20 protein-coding genes are annotated in these 20986 nt (G+C 63.2%); 19 read left to right on the top strand and 1 reads right to left on the bottom strand.

What is annotated here, in order from left to right; all coding sequences use genetic code 11:
- Positions 1-64 precede the first annotated feature (64 nt).
- Positions 65-1588, bottom strand: coding sequence for a DUF222 domain-containing protein (locus E3O67_RS08775; protein WP_134427379.1), 1524 nt, complete (start codon positions 1586-1588; stop codon positions 65-67).
- Positions 1589-1761: 173 nt separating this feature from the next.
- Between E3O67_RS08775 and E3O67_RS16925 the strand changes: the two genes are divergently transcribed.
- The 19 genes from E3O67_RS16925 to tuf all read left to right on the top strand — a co-directional run bounded on the left by E3O67_RS16925 (position 1762) and on the right by tuf (position 20865).
- A complete protein-coding gene (locus tag E3O67_RS16925; RefSeq protein ID WP_167726540.1) occupies positions 1762-2628 on the top strand; it encodes a hypothetical protein in 867 nt (288 codons plus the stop codon).
- Between the two features lie 237 nt (positions 2629-2865).
- A complete protein-coding gene (locus E3O67_RS08760) occupies positions 2866-4536 on the top strand; it encodes a GspE/PulE family protein (protein WP_134427385.1) in 1671 nt (556 codons plus the stop codon).
- 19 nt (positions 4537-4555) lie between these two features.
- Complete coding sequence (locus E3O67_RS08755) at positions 4556-5974, top strand: type IV pilus twitching motility protein PilT (RefSeq protein WP_277613353.1); 1419 nt, start codon at positions 4556-4558, stop codon at positions 5972-5974.
- A complete protein-coding gene (locus tag E3O67_RS08750) occupies positions 5974-7203 on the top strand; it encodes a type II secretion system F family protein (RefSeq protein WP_166786896.1) in 1230 nt (409 codons plus the stop codon). The genes E3O67_RS08755 and E3O67_RS08750 overlap by 1 nt, the downstream gene beginning before the upstream one ends.
- 187 nt (positions 7204-7390) lie before the next feature.
- Positions 7391-7840, top strand: coding sequence for a type II secretion system protein (locus E3O67_RS17670; protein WP_277613354.1), 450 nt, complete (start codon positions 7391-7393; stop codon positions 7838-7840).
- 115 nt (positions 7841-7955) lie between these two features.
- Positions 7956-8396 (top strand): prepilin-type N-terminal cleavage/methylation domain-containing protein, encoded by a 441-nt coding sequence (locus E3O67_RS17815; protein WP_134427390.1) that lies wholly within the window; start codon positions 7956-7958, stop codon positions 8394-8396.
- Positions 8393-8974 (top strand): prepilin-type N-terminal cleavage/methylation domain-containing protein, encoded by a 582-nt coding sequence (locus E3O67_RS17810; protein WP_166786898.1) that lies wholly within the window; start codon positions 8393-8395, stop codon positions 8972-8974. The genes E3O67_RS17815 and E3O67_RS17810 overlap by 4 nt, the downstream gene beginning before the upstream one ends.
- Complete coding sequence (locus tag E3O67_RS08730) at positions 8965-10413, top strand: hypothetical protein (RefSeq protein ID WP_135102465.1); 1449 nt, start codon at positions 8965-8967, stop codon at positions 10411-10413. Before E3O67_RS17810 ends, E3O67_RS08730 begins: the two co-directional genes overlap by 10 nt.
- The gene (locus tag E3O67_RS08725; RefSeq protein ID WP_134427396.1) at positions 10410-11234 is read left to right on the top strand and encodes an A24 family peptidase; all 825 of its coding nucleotides are present in this window, start codon (positions 10410-10412) and stop codon (positions 11232-11234) included. Before E3O67_RS08730 ends, E3O67_RS08725 begins: the two co-directional genes overlap by 4 nt.
- A gap of 37 nt (positions 11235-11271) precedes the next feature.
- Positions 11272-12321 (top strand): type IV pilus assembly protein PilM, encoded by a 1050-nt coding sequence (pilM, locus tag E3O67_RS08720; protein WP_134427399.1) that lies wholly within the window; start codon positions 11272-11274, stop codon positions 12319-12321.
- The gene (locus E3O67_RS08715; protein ID WP_135102464.1) at positions 12318-12983 is read left to right on the top strand and encodes a hypothetical protein; all 666 of its coding nucleotides are present in this window, start codon (positions 12318-12320) and stop codon (positions 12981-12983) included. The genes pilM and E3O67_RS08715 overlap by 4 nt, the downstream gene beginning before the upstream one ends.
- A 2-nt stretch (positions 12984-12985) precedes the next feature.
- Positions 12986-13741: a hypothetical protein gene (locus E3O67_RS08710; protein WP_134427405.1), complete on the top strand. Its 756-nt coding sequence runs from the start codon at positions 12986-12988 to the stop codon at positions 13739-13741.
- 92 nt (positions 13742-13833) lie between these two features.
- Positions 13834-14826, top strand: coding sequence for a hypothetical protein (locus tag E3O67_RS08705; protein WP_134427408.1), 993 nt, complete (start codon positions 13834-13836; stop codon positions 14824-14826).
- 63 nt (positions 14827-14889) lie between these two features.
- The gene (locus tag E3O67_RS08700) at positions 14890-15399 is read left to right on the top strand and encodes a DUF6121 family protein (protein WP_134427411.1); all 510 of its coding nucleotides are present in this window, start codon (positions 14890-14892) and stop codon (positions 15397-15399) included.
- A 59-nt stretch (positions 15400-15458) separates the two neighbouring features.
- The gene (locus E3O67_RS08695) at positions 15459-16112 is read left to right on the top strand and encodes a spermidine/putrescine ABC transporter substrate-binding protein (protein WP_135102463.1); all 654 of its coding nucleotides are present in this window, start codon (positions 15459-15461) and stop codon (positions 16110-16112) included.
- A gap of 321 nt (positions 16113-16433) precedes the next feature.
- On the top strand, positions 16434-16808 hold the full coding sequence (gene rpsL / locus E3O67_RS08690) for a 30S ribosomal protein S12 (RefSeq protein ID WP_055811472.1): 375 nt from the start codon (positions 16434-16436) through the stop codon (positions 16806-16808).
- Entirely contained in the window at positions 16808-17278 is a 471-nt protein-coding gene (gene rpsG / locus E3O67_RS08685; protein ID WP_066597688.1) for a 30S ribosomal protein S7, read from the top strand. The genes rpsL and rpsG overlap by 1 nt, the downstream gene beginning before the upstream one ends.
- Positions 17279-17412: 134 nt before the next feature.
- Entirely contained in the window at positions 17413-19527 is a 2115-nt protein-coding gene (gene fusA, locus E3O67_RS08680; RefSeq protein WP_134427417.1) for an elongation factor G, read from the top strand.
- Between the two features lie 144 nt (positions 19528-19671).
- The gene (gene tuf / locus E3O67_RS08675; protein ID WP_104171753.1) at positions 19672-20865 is read left to right on the top strand and encodes an elongation factor Tu; all 1194 of its coding nucleotides are present in this window, start codon (positions 19672-19674) and stop codon (positions 20863-20865) included.
- Positions 20866-20986 lie beyond the last annotated feature (121 nt).

Genomic DNA, 20986 nt, shown 5'->3' with positions numbered 1-20986 from the left:
AGCCTGTCGTGACCAGTGACCAGTGACCAGGAGCACTCACCCGCACGACTCACCTGAGACTGCCCTACAACCCCGCCCTCTTGCTCGGCAACGCGACCAGAGTCTGCTCCAAATCGACCTCCACCGGTGGCCGCAGCCAGTACTGCGTCCCCGTTCGGATGATCGTCCAGTGCTGATTGTGCAGCAGCAGATGGTGCGGATGACACAGCAGGACGCCGTCGGCGAGATCGGTGTACCCGTTGTCCTTCAACCACTCGTTGATGTGGTGGGCTTCGTTCCAGGCGGGTGACCGGTCGCAGTCGATCCAGAGGCATCCGCCATCGCGTACGGCCATCGCGGCCCGCTGTTTCTCGGTGAAGAGTCGCGCCTCGCGGCCGACATTCACGATTAGCCCGTTGTCATCGAACTTGATTCCGCGGGTGCCGGTGTCACAAAGCAACCGGTCAATGGTTTCCTGCGAGATCGGGACCGGATTTCCGTCGATCAGCCCGTGCGCGGCTGTTTCGGCCGACCCGTGCTCGCTGACCTTCTCGGCCTGATCCGTCTGGCCGGTTTGATCCGCCTGGCCGGCCTGATCCGTCTGGCCGGCCTGATCCGCCTGGCCGGCCTGACCACCGTTGAGCGCCTTCTCGGTCACGATGACCCGCACCGCGGGCCGGCGCCCGCCGAACACTCGGCCCGGGTCGGCCTCCCCGGCGATCTTGAGCAGCTGTACGAGCGAGTCCGCGGCGATCTGCTCGTTCGTGCGCGGGTCATCTTGCATCTTCTTCGCCCATGAGGCCCGCTCCTTGTCGACGAAGCGCACCCCGCCACGGCGTGGGCCGGTGATGGAGTCGAAGGTGGAGAGCACGAACTCGCCGTCTTCGGGCGAGAACAGCCCGTTCAGGCGCACATTGCCGTTATTGAGCCGGTAGACCTTCAGGTAGCGGTCGTCGTAGGCCTGCTTCTCGCGGGCGGCGATGCCGGCCTCGTCGAGCGAGTCGCGCATCCGTCTCGCCCGTTTGAAGACCTCGTCGGCATTCAACGAGGCCGCCTCGACCAGCAGCGCCTCCAGCGCCGCACCGAGCCTCTCCGCCGTGACCGCCGCGTCGATCTGGCCGAGTCCCGCGCGGATCGACTCGGCCGCGTCGACAGACAGCGTTCCCGCGGTGACGGCCCGGGCGATCGGTGCCTGCCACGGCACCTTCGCCTCGAACCCCGCAACCTCGGCAGCGTCCCTGTCGGGCGAGGAGAGTGCCGCCTCGACACGCTTCTCCGCCGCCTCCGCGTCGGCCATCATGGTGCCGACGGCCACGAGCTTGTAGGCGTCACCCTTCGACGACCCGGTCCACTTCTGGATCAACGCCTCCGGTGAGAGAAACCCCTGCTGGGCCGCCAGCCCCGAGTGCCCGAGCTCCGGTCGGGACCTCTCGGCGATGGTCGCCGCCATCCAGACGGAGTAGGTGTCGAGGAGGCGGCGGGCCGAAGCGATTCGCGTCTGCCCTGTCAACACGTCAGCGTCGGGCAGGGCCGCAAGGTCGGCGCTCGAGGAGCCCAGCAGGGCCACGGCGTCGGCCGCCTGCCTGAGGTCTTCCGCGAGGTTGGTCATGTTACGAGGATACCTCAGCCCGCATCTGTTGTCGAGAGTTTCTCACCGAAATTGGTCAAGAATATCGAATTTGTATTCGATCAGAGACTGCCGCACGGGGGCCGTCCCTTGCCATCCGTTGCCTCAATTGAGACCCCGGCAATGGTGGAGGCACAACCTCGGAGGAGACGCCGATGAGTCCAGAGAATGCGGCCGAGAACGAGAGCGCCGCCGGCCACTCGTCCCCGGTAGGGGGCCCGCCAGCAGCCCGACGACGAGCCTGGATCGGACTGGCCGCATTCGCCTCCGCACTCCTCATTGTTCTCGTGGTGGCGCTGGTCTGGCGGGTCGGCGAAGGCTTTCCACGCGCAGTCGACGCCACCGGAACCGCCAATGGAACCGGCTCCGGCACCGGCACCGGAACCGGCACCGGAACCGGCACCGGAACCGGCACCGGAACCGCCACAGTGCCGCCCACCCCAACCAAGACACCCGGCGCTACAGAATCGCCTGCCACGGTAACACCCACCCAGGCGCCCACGGCAAACCCTGAGCCGGGCCAATCCGCAACCGCTGCACCCGGGCAGGCCGCGGCGCCGGGCGTTCCGCGTCCGGCCACCTGCACGCAGCTCTACACCCCGGAAATGATCCATGCACTCGGCGACCTCACGCTGAATCCCGAGTGGAGTCAGGACCAGGACAACGGGGTGGCCCACGGCACGGATGACTCCGAGTTGCGGGCCCAGATCGACGCCCTTGACCACCTGACCTGCGTTTGGGCGAGCCCCTACGGGGGATCCGACACCGGCATCATCACCAACGTGGTCTGGGTGACCCCGGAGCAGAGCGCGGCCGTGGAGGCCAGGCTCGTCGCGAAGGGCCTGGAATGTTTCAACCAATCGGAGGGCCGCCGCTGCGTCATCCAGACGAACACGGTGGATGGCGCCTTCGGGGAGTCACATTTTCTGCGCAACGGCATCTGGCTCGCCACGAAGTACACGAACGCTGGCCCGCTGGGCTACACACAGAACATCATCGACAACCTCTGGATGGGTGTTTAGGCTGCGCAGAGCAGGCAGGCAGGCAGGGTGAAAATCGCCACAGGGGACGCCCCACGAGCCAACCCATTCCGCCTGCGATCCGCGGGCCGTAACCGAGTCGCTGCCGGGCCCCATTAGGATCACTAATCAGAGGCTTTTTTCGAGCCGTGCCCCCCTCATTGTGGGTCTGGCAAGACTTCCCGCCCCAGAGATAGCGTTATTCGTTACTTACTTGCCGAGCCTGTTCGAGAGGATCGCGTGGCCAGCCTCACCGAAATCTTGATCCTGCACGGCCTGCTTCCCATTGAGGAGCTGGACCACCTCATGGCCGGCGACCCCGCCGACGAGTCTGCCGTTCGCGCCCTCGTGGCCAAGGGCGTCATCACCGAGGTGCAGTTCGCCAAGGCTCGGGCCCAGCAGGCCAACCTGCCCTTCGTCGAGCTGATCGACTACCCGGTCGATCGCCTGGCGGTGTCACTCGTGCCGGTGGCCGTCTGCAAGCGCCACGAGGTGCTCCCGATCGCGGTCGACGATGGTCGCCTCATCCTGGCCATGGTCGATCCCGGCAACGTTTTTGCCGTCGACGACGTGCGCGAAGCATCACGGATGCGCGTCACCCAGGTTGTCGCCGAGCGCGCCGACCTGCTCGCCGCCATCACCCGCTACCACCGAGCCGACGACGAGCTCAGCGACCTCACCTCCACACTCGAGGAAGAGAACGCCGCCGCCGAGAGCACCTCCTTCGGCGTCTCCGATTCCATCGACGACGACGCCCCGATCGTGCGGTTCGTGAACCTGCTGGTCAGTCAGGCCATCCAGGACCTGGCCTCCGATATTCACATCGAACCCGGCGAGCACAACCTGCGGGTGCGCTACCGCATCGACGGGGTGCTGCACGAGATGCAGACCGCGCCGAAGAGCATCCAGAACGGCGTCATCTCCCGGCTCAAGATCATGAGCGATATCGACATCGCCGAGCGGCGCAAACCGCAGGACGGCCGCATGACCGTGCGCCACGCCGGCCGCCAGATCGATCTGCGCGTCGCGACCCTCCCCACCGTGTGGGGCGAGAAGGTCGTCATGCGTATCCTCGACAATTCGAACACGACCCTCGACGTGCGCGCGCTGGCCCTGCTCGAGCACAACTTCGAGGCCTACAAGACCTCGTACTCCAAGCCCTACGGCATGATCCTGATCACCGGACCCACCGGTTCGGGCAAGTCGACCACTCTCTATACGACCCTGGGCGCGGTCGCCCGCCCCGAGATCAATGTGATCACGGTCGAAGACCCGGTCGAGTACCGCATGGCGGGCATCAATCAGGTGCAGGTGAACCCGAAGGCGGGCCTCACCTTTGCGAGTGCGCTGCGTTCCATCCTGCGAAGCGACCCGGATGTCGTCCTGCTGGGTGAGATCCGCGACCACGAGACCGCACAGATCGCCATTGAGGCGTCGTTGACCGGGCACCTCGTGCTCTCCACCCTGCACACCAACGACGCGCCGAGCGCCATCACCCGGCTCACGGAAATGGGCATCGAGCCCTTCCTGGTGGGCTCTGCACTCGACTGCGTGGTGGCCCAGCGACTCGCCCGCCGTCTCTGCGATAAGTGCAAGACGCCATCCGCTCTGACCGCCGACTATCTGACGCGGCTGCGCTTCTCGTTCGACCTGGAGCGCCCGCTGCCCACGATCTTCGAGGCGGTCGGCTGCACGCAGTGCTCAAAGACCGGATACCGGGGGCGCATCGCCGTGCACGAGGTGATGACCGTGACCGAGGAGATCGAGCGGCTCGCCGTGGCCCGAGCATCGAGCGCCGAAATCGGCCGGGTGGCGCGCGAACACGGCATGATCACCCTCCGCGAGGATGGCTGGGCGAAGGCGCAAATGGGTTTGACATCGATCGAAGAAATCTTGCGAGTGGTCGCATAGTGCAAAAGGGGACATCTGCATGAGCCAGCCCATTTACGAAATCCCGGTCACGCCCCCAGGGGCTGCCGAGGGCAGCTGGCGCCTTGGCGATCCCGACCGGCGCAAAGCTGAACCGGTCGCAATGCCCGACGTTGACGCCACGACGATCGATACAGCCAACACCAGGGTCTACTCGCTCGATGAATTCACGGCCCCGGGAGGTCGTCGCTCCGCTGAACCACAGGCGATCGCCCCACAGGTTGCCAGGGCGGAAGCAAGACTCACCCCTGAGGAGCGCGCCGCCCTCGGCAACGCAGACCCCGACCTCGTGGCGGCCCTCGAGGAGGTCGTGATGTGCAATGCGTCCGACCTTCATGTCACGGCGGGTGCGCCACCCAGCATCCGCGTGGACGGCGGTCTCCGCCCCATCGAAGGGGTGCCACGATGGATGCCGGAGAAGGTCACGAAGGCCCTTTACAGCCTGCTGCTCCCCGACCAGCGCGAGCGGTTCGAGCGTGAACAGGAACTTGACTTTGCCTATACCGCTGGTGGGGCTCGCTTCCGTGTCAACTATTACCAGCAGCGCAACTCCATCGGTGGAGCTTTTCGTCTGATTCCCCGAGAGATCAAGCCGCTTGAGCAGCTCGGCGTGCCTGCTTCCATCGGCAAATTCGCTGGGCTCGCGCGCGGGCTTGTGCTCGTGACCGGACCGACGGGGTCCGGCAAGTCGACGACGCTCGCGGCACTCATCGACCTTGTGAACCGCACCCGAGCAGACCACATCATGACCGTGGAAGACCCGATCGAATTTCTGCACAGACATCAGAAATCACTGGTCAACCAGCGGGAAGTCGGCCACGACACGCACAGCTTCGCAAACGCTCTAAAGCACGTTCTGCGCCAGGACCCCGACGTGATCTTGATCGGCGAGCTCCGCGACCTGGAGACGATCTCGGTTGCGTTGACCGCTGCTGAGACCGGGCACCTCGTCTTCGCCACGTTGCACACCCAGTCCGCAGCGCAGACCGTCGACCGAGTGATCGATGTCTTCCCGCCTCACCAGCAGGGTCAGGTGCGCGCTCAGCTGGCCGCCACCCTGCAGGGTGTCGTCTGTCAGACGCTGGTCAAGAAGGCCAGCGGGAAGGGCCGTGTTGTCGCCACCGAAGTGCTCGTGACCACTCCCGCGATTGGCAACCTGATCCGCGAGGGCAAGACCTACCAGATCACCTCGATGATGCAGGCCGGTCGAGGGCTGGGCATGCACACGATGGACCAGCATCTGGCAGAGCTCGTCGATGCCGGCCAGATCACCCGTGAAGCGGCGCTCGAAAAGGCACAAGAACCCGATGCCATCGGCCAACTGATCCAACGCTCAGAGACCCCAAGCGATGAGATCGGACGAGCGATAGCTTCCGGTGGTATCGATTTCGGTGACTCCTACTCGCGGGACAAGCACTGATGGCAACAGTCCAGGCATTCACCTATAAGGGGCGCGATTCAGCCGGGAAGATCGTCAAGGGAAAGTTGGATGCCTCGAGCGAGGCAGCAGTAGCGTCCCGGCTTAATTCGATGGGCTTGTCTCCGATTTCGATTAGCGCCTCACCGGAGGGAACCGGACTAAGCCGGGAAATCACGATCCCGGGATTCAGCAAGGGCGTTGGCCTGAAGGACCTCGCCATCATGAGCCGCCAGATGGCGACCATGATCGGCTCTGGCTTGTCCCTATTGCGCGCGCTCAACATTCTGGCCGAGCAAACCGAAAGCGCAGCGCTCTCGAAGCTCCTCGTACTTGTGCGCGACGATGTCGAGTCGGGCACATCTATCTCAGATGCGCTCGGCAAACACAGCGAGTCGTTTCCGCCGATCATGGTCAACATGGTTCGGGCCGGTGAAACGGGCGGATTCCTCGACGGCGCTCTCGAGTCAATCGCTGCGAACTTCGAAAAGGAAGTCAAGCTCCGAAACACGATCAAGTCGGCGCTGACCTACCCCGTCATCGTGCTGCTGATGTCCCTCGCTGCCGTCATGATCATGCTGATCTTCATCGTGCCGATCTTTGAGGATATGTTCGCGGGCGCGGGCGACAAGCTGCCTCTCCCAACGATGATTCTGGTCTACCTTTCGCGCTCGATGACGTGGGTGGGGCCGCTTCTCGCCGTTGTCATCATCGCCTTCAGCGTCTGGTGGAAAAAGAACAAGAACACGGACAGAGTGCGGAAGTTCGTTGACCCTCTCAAACTCAAACTGCCGGTCTTCGGGCCGTTGGCAAAGAAGATCGCCGTCGCCAGGTTCGCTCGCAACTTCTCGAACATGATCGGCGCCGGCGTGCCGATCCTTCAGGCACTGAAAATCGTGGGCGAGACCTCCGGAAACTGGGTGATCGAGAACGCCCTGACCGAGGTCGCAGAATCGGTGCGCCAGGGCCACTCCATTTCCGCGCCGCTCCTGAACCAGCCGGTGTTTCCTCCTATGGTTACCCAAATGATCGCAGTCGGTGAAGACGCCGGCTCGCTCGAGGTCATGCTCGACAAGATCGCGGACTTCTACGATGACGAGGTTCAGTCGGCCACCGAGCAGCTCACCGCCATGATCGAGCCCCTCATGATCGCATTTCTGGGCGTCATTATCGGAGGCATGGTCATTGCTCTTTACATGCCGATCTTCGGCATCGCCGGCGCAATCGAATAATCGCCCAGAGCTTGCTGCGTGTTCCGTGATGACCGATGTGAATATTGACCCCCACGACTGGGGGTGTTTCGAATTCACATTGCCCTCTCTCGCGGGTCGTGGGGGGTTATCGCTGCCCATACAGTGGAATCCTGATCGGTTCCCGAAAACCGGTTCCTGTGCAACCACTCACCGATTGGAACTCATCGTGCTCACTCGCAGCCTCAACGCCCTCAACGCCCGACGCAAGAACCCTGACGCGAACGAAAAGGGCTTCACCCTGATCGAACTCCTCGTCGTCGTCATCATCATCGGCATCCTCGCCGCCATCGCAATTCCGGTCTACTTGGGCATTCAGAACAACGCCAAGGAGTCGGGCGTGCAGTCGGACGTGGCCAACGCCAAGATTGGCGTTGTCGCAATTCAGACGGACACGGGTGCGCTTCCGGCTGCTGGGACGATCGACCCATCAGCGAACTCTAAGTACGGCTTCACCAAGAGTGCAAACACCGGCGCCCTCACCTTGACCGTCGGAGCGGGCGCTGCATTCTGCGTGTCTGCACCCAGCACGACCTCTCCAGTAGTGACTTTCGCGGCTAGCGACCTTGTCGGCGCCAAGAAGGGCACTTGTTCGGCAGGCGCCTTCGTAGCCCCGTAAGGAAAGAGTCTCACGAGGAGAGGGACGTCACACGGATGTCCCTCTCCTCGCACTCAGCATCTACGCGGCCACCCACCTTAACTACTACCCGCCCCTACTTCGCGGGAGGTCAATCATGAAGCCCCTATGTTCCCACCTGCGCCTTCTCGGCGGCCGCGACCCGGGCTTGGGTCTAGTCGAAATCCTCGTCTCCATGATGATTCTCGCGATCTTGGCCGTCGCTGTCCTGCCAGTCCTAGTCCAAGGGCTGCGAACCTCCGGCAGCAACGCAACGCTGGCAACGGCGAGTCAGTTCGCCGGGCAAGAACTCGACCTGGTTCGAAGATATAATTCCGATTGCTCCACGGTCAGCACATTTGATGACGTACCTACGCGAGTCGCAGCTGACGCACGCGGCGTGTCTCTCGAGATCCGGCGCTCCGTTGGCGCCTGCCCGGCCGCTACTGCCTACCCGGGTGTAGTGCGGGTCAGCGTCGAAATCACCCGCGCGGGCATTCCATCGCCCATCCTCGCCAAAGCGACTACATTCGTGCTGCTCGAAGGGGCTGCGCCGTGATCCGCCGCCTACACGATTCCGATCGCGGGTTCACTCTGATCGAGCTGGTTGTGTCATTGGCAATCGGCGTACTCGGTTTGGTCATCGTCGGAGGCATGCTGATAGGCACGATGAAAGCACAATCGAGCGTTCGAGAGGCAGCTCAATCGAGTAACACTGGCCAGCTCGTCTCCAAAGCGCTTACCCGCGACGTGCGCGCGGCGCGTGAGTTGAGGGCCACACCCTCTTCCGCCGGTACATGCTTGTTGCGCCTCACGGTTGTTGATAACGCCCTTGCGACGCCGGTATCAGTGCGCTATGTGGCCTGGTATTTCGGTAACGGGGAAATTCGCTCCACGCGTTCAGCATCCGCGATCGCGGTTCCAGCTTCCCCTAGTGACGTCGCGACTTGGACGTTATTTGCTTCCGGGGTCAGCCGGGCAAATTCAACGCCGGTGTTCAGCGCGAGTGGCCCTCAAGTCGTGCTCAGTTTCAGGGTTGCTGGCTCCTCCGGTGCGCCCGTTCTCATACAAACGACTGCAGCCAGCCGACAACCGATGCCTACACCAGGCCCAGGAGTGAGCCCGCCATGTTCATAACCAGAGAACTGTCTCGAGTCCGTCGTGGTGAACGCGGGAGTGCACTGGTGGCGGTGTTGGGTCTCATGATCGTCCTCTCGATCGTGACAATAACGATTGGCGCGGTGACTGTTCAATCAGCAGGAACGACGACCTCGTCCCGCGCCGGCGTGCAATCCCATGCGGCCGCAGACGCCGGCATCGATGTTGCTCTCGCGCGGCTGAAGACCACAAACGGCTGCACGACGGGGGGGAACGTTCTGACCTCGACAGTGGTGCCCGTCTTCACCTCGACAATCGGCTATTCGTTGAACGCCGGGTCGACCTGGACAAACGGGTGTCCGCCGGTCAGCGCGACCCACGTTCGCATTACGTCTGTCGGAACTGCCGAGCAGCTCGGTGTAGCGCGGGCCAGCTCAGGGGACAAGAGCACAGTTCAGGCCATCTACAAGTGGGTGCCGATCATCGTTCAGGTACCCATCGATGGAGCCGCCGTGTACGCCAACTCCGTCGATGGGGTCCTCAAGAAGTTCAACCTCAGTTCGGCGGACAACAGCGTTGCGACGTCTGTAATGGTGAAAACGGGCGACGTCGAATGCACGAACAACGCAAAGATCGGTGGTGATTTGATCCTGGGTGATGGCAACGCGAAGCTGAATGCGTGCGACGTAGCGGGGAAAATTCATGTCAATGGCAACGTCGTCATTGACTCGAGCAACGTCGGCGGGTCAATTTGGGCGACCGGGACGCTCTCCATTGCGGGCAGTACTTACAACACTGCGACCGTTAGGTCCGGCGCAACGGTGCCCATTCCTGCGATCCCGAACTGGACCGATATCAAGTGGGATCCCGCGCAATGGACCGGGATGGGGTACAACATCGTCAATTGGACAGGCTCGTGCGACATCAGCAAGAACAACGCGGCGGGTACAAAGTGGGCACAGATCGCGACCTACATCACGCCAACCGTCGTCAATTTCTTGAACGCGTGCCCCAACGTCCCGGTGACGACCAGCAATAGCATGGACTATGTCGATCTGAAATCGAACATCGTGTTGGTGGCGAACCAGTTCACGTTCGACAAGCTGTATTTCACCAACCTGAGCCTCCCCGTAACGCCGCGCACGCTGACCTTCCTTGTTCCTGACGACGTGCCTGATGGGCAACCAACCTGCAGCCCTACCGCTCCGAGCACCCTGAAGGGCGATATCTTCCTGACAAACGAAACAGATTTCGGAACCAATATCGCAGCGATGGTCTATACACCATGCAAGATCCGGAGCAATCGCAACGGCTTCCGTGGTCAGTTGTATGGGGGGGAGGTGGAGTTCAACCAACAGGCCTCCCTTGAATTTGTACCCGTTGGTGTGCAAGGGATCGATCTAAGTGGCGGCCTGACGAATCCCGTTCAAACGGGAGCGAAATTGGGCGATCCTCTCAGCACGCTGGATGTTGGGTGATTTACGCAGTACTCCCGCTGGTCGGTGCGGGAATCTTCGGGGCATTGATCGGCTCTTTCCTTAACGTTGTGATTTTCCGCGTTCCTGCCGGGCGGTCCATCATTGCACCGCCCAGCGCGTGCGGCTCATGTGGTGCCGGTATCCGCCCCTGGGATAACGTTCCCGTGCTCTCGTGGGTGCTTCTGCGTGGTCGATGCCGGGATTGCGCGGCATCGATTTCCGCAAGGTACCCCCTTGTCGAACTGGGCACGGCTCTGTTCTTCGTGGTCGTTGCCATTCACTTTCTTAGCGCACCATCCGACGTTCCCGGTGCAGGCGCCGCGGTCTTCACGGTCCTCGCGTACCTGTATCTGGCCGCAGTCAGCGTCACGCTCGCACTGATCGACTTCGACACTCATACGTTGCCCAACCGGATCGTGCTGCCGACCTATCTGGTTGGTTTTGCGCTGCTCGGCGGGGCAGCAGTCGCTGGCGGTGATCCCTCTGCGCTGATACGGGGGATATTGGGGCTCGCCATCCTTTGGGCTATCTACCTGGGCCTCGCGCTCATCTACCCAGGAGGAATGGGCTTCGGCGACGTCAAACTTGCCGGCGTCCTCGGACTATTTCTCGGTTGCCTCGGCTGGGGAGAGCTCATAGTCGGGGGTTTTGCGGCATTCTTGCTGGGGGGCATCTTCGGCCTTGGACTGCTACTGACGAAACGCGCCAGCCGGAAAAGCGGGATTCCGTTCGGCCCGTGGATGCTGGGCGGGGCCTGGGTCGGAATCTTCTTCGGGGATCAGCTGTGGCAAGGCTACTTGTCGCTCCTCGGTGTGGCGTAGCAATGACTATCAAATAGGTTAGAGAGAGCAGGATGCAGTGGCAACGAGCGTCGTAGGGATTGACATCGGCAGCGCCGCGCTTCGGGCCGTGGAATTGGCCGATCCGGCCAAGGCGAAGCCGACTTTACTGCGGTACTTCGAGGTCCCGTTGCCCGACGGTGCCGTCAGCCGCGGTGAGGTGCTTGAGCCGAACACGGTCGCGGGCGCACTCAAGCTGTTGTGGTCTCAGGGCGGATTCAAGTCGAAGGACGTCGTACTCGGGATGGGAAACCAGCGAGTGCTCGCCCGCGACCTGACCGTTCCGAAGATGTCGCTGAACCGCATCCGTGAGTCCTTGCCGTTCGAAGTGCAGGACATGCTTCCAGTCCCCGTCGCGGACGCCCTCCTTGACTTCTATCCCATCTCTGAATCGACCGGGCAGAACGGGCTGGTTGTTAACGGTCTGCTCATTGCGGCCGTGAAAGAAGCAGTGCTGGGCAACGTCAAGGCCGCCCAGTTAGCCGGGCTGACTACAGTTGACGTTGATCTCATCCCGTTCGCACTCAGCCGGGTGCTGGTGACCCGCCCGCAAATCACGGGCACGGTTGCCCTCCTCGATCTAGGGGGAAACACCAGCAGCGTCGTGATCATCAAGGATGGAGTTCCCCAGTTCGTGAGAATCATCCCGACGGGCGGCGACGACCTCACCGAGGCTCTCCGCAACGGGCTTGAAGTGGACGCGGTGCAGGCCGAATCGATCAAACGCACCCGGGGGTTAGCCACGGGCGCCGTTCCGTCGGCGGACCAGCCGGCAATCGAAATCATCTATCAGGTGACGAGTGAACTGTTGACGAGTCTCCGCAACACCATCAACTACTACGGAAATACACGGCCGGCTGATCAGGTGCAGCGGATTGTACTCACCGGGGGAGGATCGCTCCTCAACGGCTTTGCCGCAGCGTTGGCGGAATTGACGCGCTTGGACGTTTCGATGGCGGATCCGTTCTCGACAGTGTCTTTGGCCCGTTCGGTTGACGAAAAGGCGCTGCGAGGAAGCAGCTCAGCTTTCACTGTCGCGCTGGGCCTTGCGTTGGGGAGCGCAACATGAGTGGCGACAAACGCAAAGAGACACTGGTCATCGGCGGAGAACCGCGGGTAGACCTGCTTCCGATTGAGGTCCGAAAGGAACGCACAACGAAAGTTATGCGCAGGCGCCTCGCTCTCGGCGTAGTGGGCGTGCTTGCTCTCGTGATCGTCGGATCCGTCGCAGCAACGGCCTTGTCCTTAGAAGCTCAAATGCGCTTGGCGGACGAGCAGGCGCGTACGGCCGGTCTCCTGGTAGAGCAGTCGAAGTACATCGAAGTGCGGAAGGTGCAAGACCAGGTCACCCTCGTCGAGGCGGCTCAGCAGGTCGGCTCTTCAACGGAGATCGACTGGAAGAAATACCTTGAGAACGTTCAAGCGACCCTGCCCCCGGGCGTGACGATTGACGGCATCGCCGTCGATTCGGCCTCGCCGCTCGCGATCTATGATCAGCCGACCCTGCCACTACAGGGTGCGCGCGTCGCCACGGTTGGCTTCACTGCGACAAGCGCTGTTCTTCCCGATGTTCCGACCTGGCTGAACGCGCTCGCGACGTTGCCGGGGTATGCCGACGCCCTTCCGAGTTCGGCCAACCTGGACGAGGCAACCAACACCTACAAAGTGAATATCACTATGCACATCAACGACGCCGCCTTCTCGAAGCGCTTCGCGACGGAAGGCAAGTAGCCATGGACAAGAACCGGCTCTGGATGATCGGCTCCGCGCTGATGATGGTTCTCGTCATTGCGCTGGGCTGGGTCATCGGCCTCCAGCCCCAGTTTGCGGCTATCGCGACTGCGAACGATCAGCGTGTTTCAGTCGAGCAGACCAATGTGGGCCACCGGGCTTCCCTGGCCAAGCTCAAGGAAGACTTCAAGGGAATCGACGGTCTCAATCAAAAACTTGCGTCTCTGAACAAGTCCGTTCCGTCTGGCACCAACGCGCCTGACTACGTCGATCAGCTCGACGCCCTGGCGAACGCGAACCAGGTCACCCTCAAGGGCCTCACCATCGCCGATGCGGAGGCCTACACACCCGTTGCACTCGTGGCCCCCGTTGCGCCCGCGGCCGAAGCCGGGGCCCCCGAGCCCAGCCCGGCTCCAACAGCGACCCCGGCACCGACTGCCGCACCGGGATCCCCGCCCGTAACCAACGCCGGAATCACGGCATCCAATTTCGCTTCGCTCTCGGTCCAGATCACTGTGTCGGGGACCTACAGCAACGTGCTCAATTTCGTGAACGGCCTGCAGATGGGCCCGAGACTATTCCTCGTTACTGGTCTGACTACGACTTCAGCGACGTTGAGTTCGGCGCCCGTCGGTGGCACCGCGGCACCGCAGCCGTCTGCCGAACCTGGAAACGATGGCCTCGTCGACGGGTCGATTTCGGGCCTCATCTACTCGATCGTGGCATCACCTGCCCCGCTTGCAGTCACGGGAGAATAGGGCGCCGCGTCCGGCCGAGCCTCCCCCGACCGGGGAGTCGCATTGCTACAGTTGCTCCTGACCGTTACGGCCTCGGCCACAAGGAGCGCATCATGAGTAACACCACACCCCCCGAGGGCAACCGCAACTACGACCACGACCCGGAACCGGTCGACAACGTCGGCCACGCCGAGCACACGGATGCCCCCGACTACACCGGGTCAGGCTCACACTCCGCGCCGGCCGACTCAGGCGACGCGACCGACGCTGCAACTCTGGCACCGGCATCCGCTCACGGCGAGCCCGTCGGCGAACCCGTCTCCTACGACGCCCCCGAGACCCATACTCCCGCTCCTGGCACCCACGACGCCTCCCGTGAGCCCGCGACGGCCGCCTACGTGCCCGCCGCCTCCGTGAACAGCACTCCTGCGAACAGCACCGCTTCGAACAGCACGGCCGAGACCCAGCGCATCGACCCGGTCGACACCCGGGCCGACGCTCCCACCGCGTCCCACACCCCCACGAACACCACAGTTCAGCCCCCCATCTACATCCAGGCGCCGACCGCTCCGAAGTACAAGAGCAACCGCGGCCCCGGCGTCGTGATCGCGTTGCTCTCCACCGTGATCTTCGCGGTGCTCTACGCGCTCGTCGCCTTCGCCCTCTCCGGCATCGGCAGCCTGTCGATCTCCGAAACGGCCACGAAGTTCACCGAGTTCATCGTGCTGCCCATCTTCTACGTGCCGGTCATCTTCTTCTTCGTCGCGTTCGCCCTGCTGGTGCTGCTCGTGAACCGCGGCGGCTGGTGGGCCTACGTGCTCTTCGGCTTCCTGGTGGCCGTGGTCGTCTACTTCTCCTACATCGGGGCGGCGCTCCTGAGCGTGCAGGCGTGGAACTTCACGCCCGACCAGGCCGCACGCTTTATCAGCCAGCAGTGGCTGAACCCGGGAGCCATCGCCGCCGCGATCGTCGCCCGCGAGGTGCCGATCTGGGCCGGCGCCTGGATCGCCCGCAACGGCCGCTCCATCACCGAACGCAACGCCGCATCGAAGGCCGAGTACGACCGCGTCCTCGCCGCCGGACCGCAGGGCATCCGCAGCAACTAGTCGGTCGACGCCCGGCGCACACCACGCGCCGGGCCCCGGCAGGCACGCCAGCAAGGGGGAGCGATGCGGGACTACCAGCAATACGCGACGGTCGTCGCCGTCTTCGCCGCGGTGCTCCTCGCCGCGCTCCTCGTCGCGGCCTTCGGCCTGATCAGCCTGCTGGTCGACACGGATGTCATCAGTGACCCGAACGCCGGACCCCTCGTCGGGCCGATCATGACCGCCGCCGCCGTGGTGCTGGTGCTCATCCTGATGCTCCTCCTGGGGTTGCGCACCAGGCCGGAGAACCAGCGGATCGCCGTCGGGTACTCCCTGGGCACCGGATTCGCCGCGATCGGAGTCTTCGTTCTGGTGGGCGGGGTGCTCTACGCGCTCGGCACCGGCGTGCCGGCCGACACCGCCGGGCTCCCGGGCGACAGCGTCGGGTTCGCGGCCTCGGTGCTGCTGGGCCCGTTCGCGGTGACCACTGGCATCCTCGCCTTCATCATCACCCTGCTCTACTCGCTGGTCCTGGCCTCACGGATGCCCGAACGCGGCCCGCCGAAATGGCCGTGGGAACGCGATGATGACTGAGATGCCGGCCTAGAAATTCACCGACCGCGCAGCGGCTCGATCGAGTACCCTTGATGTCCATGGACGGTTCCATCGAGTCGCGGGTCAGCCATCAGGTTGACGACTGGCTGACCTGGCTGCCCCGGTGGCGCCCGGGCACGCATCGCGGCCGCACCCGACTGTGCCGCACCTGCTTCGGGTCGCCGGTCATCGCGGCCGCTGGCCTGACGACAGATGTCCCGCACGCCGTGCAGCACGCCCTCGCCATGCGCCTGAAGCACTTGATCGACGCAGAGGTCGACGAGTTCACCGAGACGCACTTGCCGCTGTTGAGCCGGGAGATCCAGCTGAACGAGGAGCGCAAGGCCGCGTCGGCCTACCACCCGGCCGAGGGCCTCGACCCGGCCTACACCGGCCTCGACCTCGACCCGCCGGCCGCGCCCGACGCCCCCTACCTGTTCACGTTCGCCGAACTCGCCCGGCCGGAGGCATCCGTCGCCGCGCCCCTCGCCCCGGCTCCCTTGACCGACGCGGAGAAGGCGGCCATCCGCGCCGAGGTCGCCCGCGCCGACGCACACGCCGCCCTGGTCGGCGGCCGCGTCTGCGCCGAGCTGGTTCGGCACCGCGAACGGATGCGCACCGCCGTCGCCGAATTCGTCGAACCCTGGGTGCTCGCTCTCCTCGCCGACCTCGACACCGCGCTCGATTCCCCGCTCTGGCCCCGGAACATCTGAACAACTCCTGAACGAACCCCTCGGACCATGTGATCCATTTGACCGGGTTGCCACCGCCGAGTTAGTATTTCGGGGTGTGCGCTGTGTCGTGCGCTTGAGTTATGCCATCGCGATCTTGTCGTGCCGCACCTTAGGCGCCTCGATCTGGCACTCACACAGGGTTTGCTCTCCGAGCAGCCCCCACGGCATACCTGCCTCAGCTTGCGGAATTCATTCCGTGTGTCGGTGGGTCCAGATGAACTCGATCGGGCCGGAAACGGATCGATTCGAATGCTAACCATCAATGAGCTGTCACCGTGCAGCAATAACAAGGAGTAATTAGTGCCCACCATTCAGCAGTTGGTACGAAAGGGCCGCAGCCCCAAGGTCACCAAGACCAAGGCGCCCGCCCTGAAGTCCAACCCCCAGCAGCGCGGCGTGTGCACCCGTGTTTACACGACCACGCCGAAGAAGCCGAACTCGGCTCTCCGCAAGGTCGCCCGCGTCAAGCTGTCGAACGGTACCGAGGTCACCGCCTACATCCCCGGCGAGGGTCACAACCTGCAGGAGCACTCCATGGTGCTCGTCCGCGGTGGTCGTGTTAAGGACCTCCCCGGTGTTCGATACAAGATCGTTCGCGGCGCACTGGACACCCAGGCCGTCAAGAACCGCAAGCAGGCTCGTAGCCGCTACGGCGCCAAGATGGAGAAGAAGTAATGCCTCGTAAAGGCCCAGCGCCCAAGCGTCCCGTTATCGCTGACCCGGTATACGGCGCCCCGATCGTCTCCCAGCTCGTCAACAAGATCCTCCTCGACGGCAAAAAGGGCCTCGCCGAGCGCATCGTTTACGATGCACTCGAAGGCGTCGTTGCCAAGAACGGTGCGGATGCCGTCGTCACGCTGAAGAAAGCACTCGACAACGTTCGCCCGACCCTCGAGGTGCGTTCGCGCCGCGTCGGTGGTTCCACCTACCAGGTGCCCGTCGAAGTGAAGCCGCACCGCGCCAACACCCTGGCTCTGCGCTGGTTGACCAGCTACGCCAAGGCCCGTCGCGAGAAGACGATGACCGAGCGTCTCACCAACGAAATCCTCGACGCATCCAACGGCCTCGGTGCCGCTGTGAAGCGCCGCGAGGACACGCACAAGATGGCCGAGGCGAACAAGGCCTTCGCACACTACCGCTGGTAGTCGCGTTCCGGAGTCCGGGCTCTTGGTGATGGAGCCTGTCGAGATCAAATCTCGACAAGCTCGATCACCGAGGCCCGGATATCGGATGCCCTGTTTCGCCCCAAGCACCATAAGCAAACTTCCGGAGGACCCCCGTGGCACTTGACGTGCTCACCGACCTGAGTAAGGTCCGCAACATCGGCATCATGGCTCACATTGATGCTGGCAAGACCACCGTCACTGAGCGCATCCTGTATTACACGGGTGTCAATCACAAGATCGGCGAGACGCACGACGGCGCCTCGACCATGGACTGGATGGCGCAGGAGCAGGAACGTGGCATCACCATCACGTCTGCCGCGACGACCTGTTTCTGGGCTGAAAACCAGATCAACATCATCGACACCCCCGGCCACGTCGACTTCACCGTCGAGGTGGAGCGTTCGCTCCGCGTCCTCGACGGCGCTGTCGCAGTGTTCGACGGCAAAGAGGGCGTTGAGCCCCAGTCCGAGACCGTCTGGCGCCAGGCCGACAAGTACGACGTGCCCCGCATCTGCTTCGTCAACAAGATGGACAAGCTCGGCGCCGACTTCTTCTACACGGTCGACACGATCGTCAAGCGCCTCGGCGCGAAGCCGCTCGTCATCCAGCTGCCCATCGGCGCCGAGAACACCTTCGAAGGCGTTGTCGACCTCGTCGAAATGCGCGCACTGACCTGGCGTGGCGACTCCAAGGGTGACGTCGAGATGGGCTCCAAGTACGCCATCGAAGAGATCCCCGCCGACCTCATCGAGCAGGCTGCGGAGTACCGCAAGCTGCTCCTCGAGACCGTCGCCGAGACCGACGACGACCTCATGGAGAAGTACTTCTCCGGCGAAGAGCTCACCGTCTCCGAGATCAAGCACGCGATTCGGGGGCTCACGGTCGCCAGCGAGATCTACCCCGTCCTCTGCGGTTCCGCGTTCAAGAATCGTGGCGTTCAGCCGATGCTTGACGCAGTCGTCGACTACCTCCCCACCCCGCTCGACGTGCCGGCCATCGAGGCCCACGACGCGCGCGATGAGGAAAAGGTCATCATGCGTCACCCCGACGCGACGGAGCCGTTCACGGCCCTCGCGTTCAAGGTCGCCGTCCACCCGTTCTTCGGTCGTCTGACCTACGTTCGCGTGTACTCCGGTCACCTTGACTCCGGCGCCCAGGTCGTCAACTCGACCAAGGGCAAGAAGGAGCGCATCGGCAAGATCTTCCAGATGCACGCCAACAAGGAGAACCCGGTGGCCTTCGTGACCGCCGGTCACATCTACGCGGTCATCGGCCTCAAGGACACCACCACAGGCGACACCCTGTGCGACCCGAACGCGCAGGTCGTGCTCGAGTCGATGACGTTCCCTGACCCGGTCATCGAGGTTGCGATCGAACCGAAGACGAAGCAGGACCAGGAAAAGCTGGGTCTCGCGATCCAGAAGCTGGCCGAAGAGGACCCGACCTTCCGCACCGAGCAGAACCAGGAAACTGGTCAGACGGTCATCAAGGGAATGGGCGAGCTTCACCTGGACATCCTGGTCGACCGGATGCGCCGTGAATTCAACGTCGAGGCCAACGTCGGCAAGCCCCAGGTCGCGTATCGCGAGACCATCCGCAGGGCGGTCGAACGTCACGACTACACGCACAAGAAGCAGACCGGTGGATCCGGGCAGTTCGCGAAGATTCAGATCGCGATCGAGCCGCTCGAGATCACTGCCGATAAGAGCTACGAGTTCGTCAACAAGGTCACGGGTGGCCGCATCCCCCGGGAGTACATCCCCTCGGTGGACGCAGGAATCCAGGATGCGCTGCACGTCGGCGTCCTGGCCGGCTACCCGATGGTGGGCGTCAAGGCAAGCCTGCTTGACGGCGCCGCGCACGACGTCGACTCCTCGGAGATGGCGTTCAAGATCGCCGGTTCGATGGGCTTCAAGGAAGCCGTTCGTAAGGCTGACCCTGTCCTGCTCGAGCCGCTGATGGCCGTCGAGGTTCGTACGCCCGAGGAATACATGGGCGACGTCATTGGCGACCTCAACTCGCGTCGTGGACAGATCCAGACCATGGAGGACGCTCAGGGCGTGAAGGTAATTCGCGCCAACGTGCCGCTGTCGGAGATGTTCGGATACATCGGTGACCTGAGGTCGAAGACCTCGGGCCGCGCGGTGTACTCGATGACCTTCGAGAGCTATGCGGAGGTCCCCCGGGCCGTGGCCGAAGAGATCATCCAGAAGAACAAGGGCGAGTAGCCTGCGGCCTTCCGGTCTCTTACGGGCCTTCGGGCCCAAATCGCTTCGGCCTCCCGGCCCTAGTAGCATAAGTACACAAATCCAGCAGTTCCACCGGCCGCAAACCAGCGGTCGATGGAGCCATGAGTCCTAGGAGGACCCACAGTGGCCAAGGCCAAGTTCGAGCGGACCAAGCCGCACGTAAACATCGGAACGATCGGTCACGTTGACCACGGAAAGACCACGCTGACTGCAGCGATCTCCAAGGTCCTCGCCGACACGTACCCGTCCAAGACGAACGTTCAGCGCGACTTCGCGTCGATCGACTCTGCTCCGGAAGAACGCCAGCGCGGTATCACGATCAACATCTCGCACGTCGAGTACGAGACCGAAAAGCGTCACTATGCGCACGTCGACGCACCCGGCCACGCTGACTACATCAAGAACATGATCACCGGTGCTGCTCAGATGGACGGCGCGATCCTCGTGGTTGCCGCTACTGACGGCCCGATGGCTCAGACTCGTGAGCACGTTCTGCTTGCGAAGCAGGTCGGCGTGCCGTCCCTGCTCGTCGCACTGAACAAGTCCGACATGGTTGACGACGAAGAGATCCTTGAGCTCGTCGAGCTCGAGGTTCGCGAACTCCTCTCCGCCCAGGGCTTCGACGGCGACAACGCTCCCGTCGTGCGCGTCTCCGCTCTCAAGGCGCTTGAAGGCGACGAGAAGTGGGTTGGCAACATCCTTGAGCTGATGAAGGCTGTCGACGACTACTTCCCGGAGCCCGTCCGCGACAAGGACAAGCCCTTCCTGATGCCGATCGAGGACGTCTTCACGATCACCGGTCGTGGAACCGTCGTCACCGGCCGCGCCGAGCGTGGAACCCTCAAGATCAACTCCGAGGTCGAGGTTGTCGGCATCCGCCCGACCATCAAGACCACGGTCACTGGTATCGAGATGTTCCACAAGCAGCTCGACGAGGCCTGGGCCGGCGAGAACTGTGGTCTTCTTCTTCGTGGCACCAAGCGCGAAGACGTCGAGCGCGGCCAGGTTGTCGTCAAGCCGGGTTCGGTCACGCCGCACACCGACTTCGAGGGCACCGCGTACATCCTGTCAAAGGATGAGGGTGGGCGTCACAACCCGTTCTACGCGAACTACCGTCCGCAGTTCTACTTCCGCACCACGGACGTCACCGGCGTCATCACGCTGCCTGAGGGCACCGAGATGGTCATGCCCGGCGACACCACCGACATGAACGTCGCGCTGATTCAGCCGATCGCCATGGAAGAAGGCCTCGGCTTCGCCATTCGTGAAGGTGGCCGCACCGTCGGCGCCGGAACGGTGACCAAGATCATCAAGTAGTTCCCTTCGCCGGTTCGGTCACCTCGGTGATCGAGCCGGTCGAGATCAAGGGGTCTGTCCTTCGGACAGGCCCCTTTTTCGTCCCCCTCTACCGGGGCATTTGATCCTGAATCGCCCAGGA

The organism is Cryobacterium sp. TMT3-29-2, assembly GCF_004564305.1.
In the GTDB taxonomy this organism is placed as follows: Bacteria; Actinomycetota; Actinomycetes; order Actinomycetales; family Microbacteriaceae; genus Cryobacterium; species Cryobacterium sinapicolor.
This window is presented reverse-complemented; position numbering and strand designations above follow the sequence as displayed.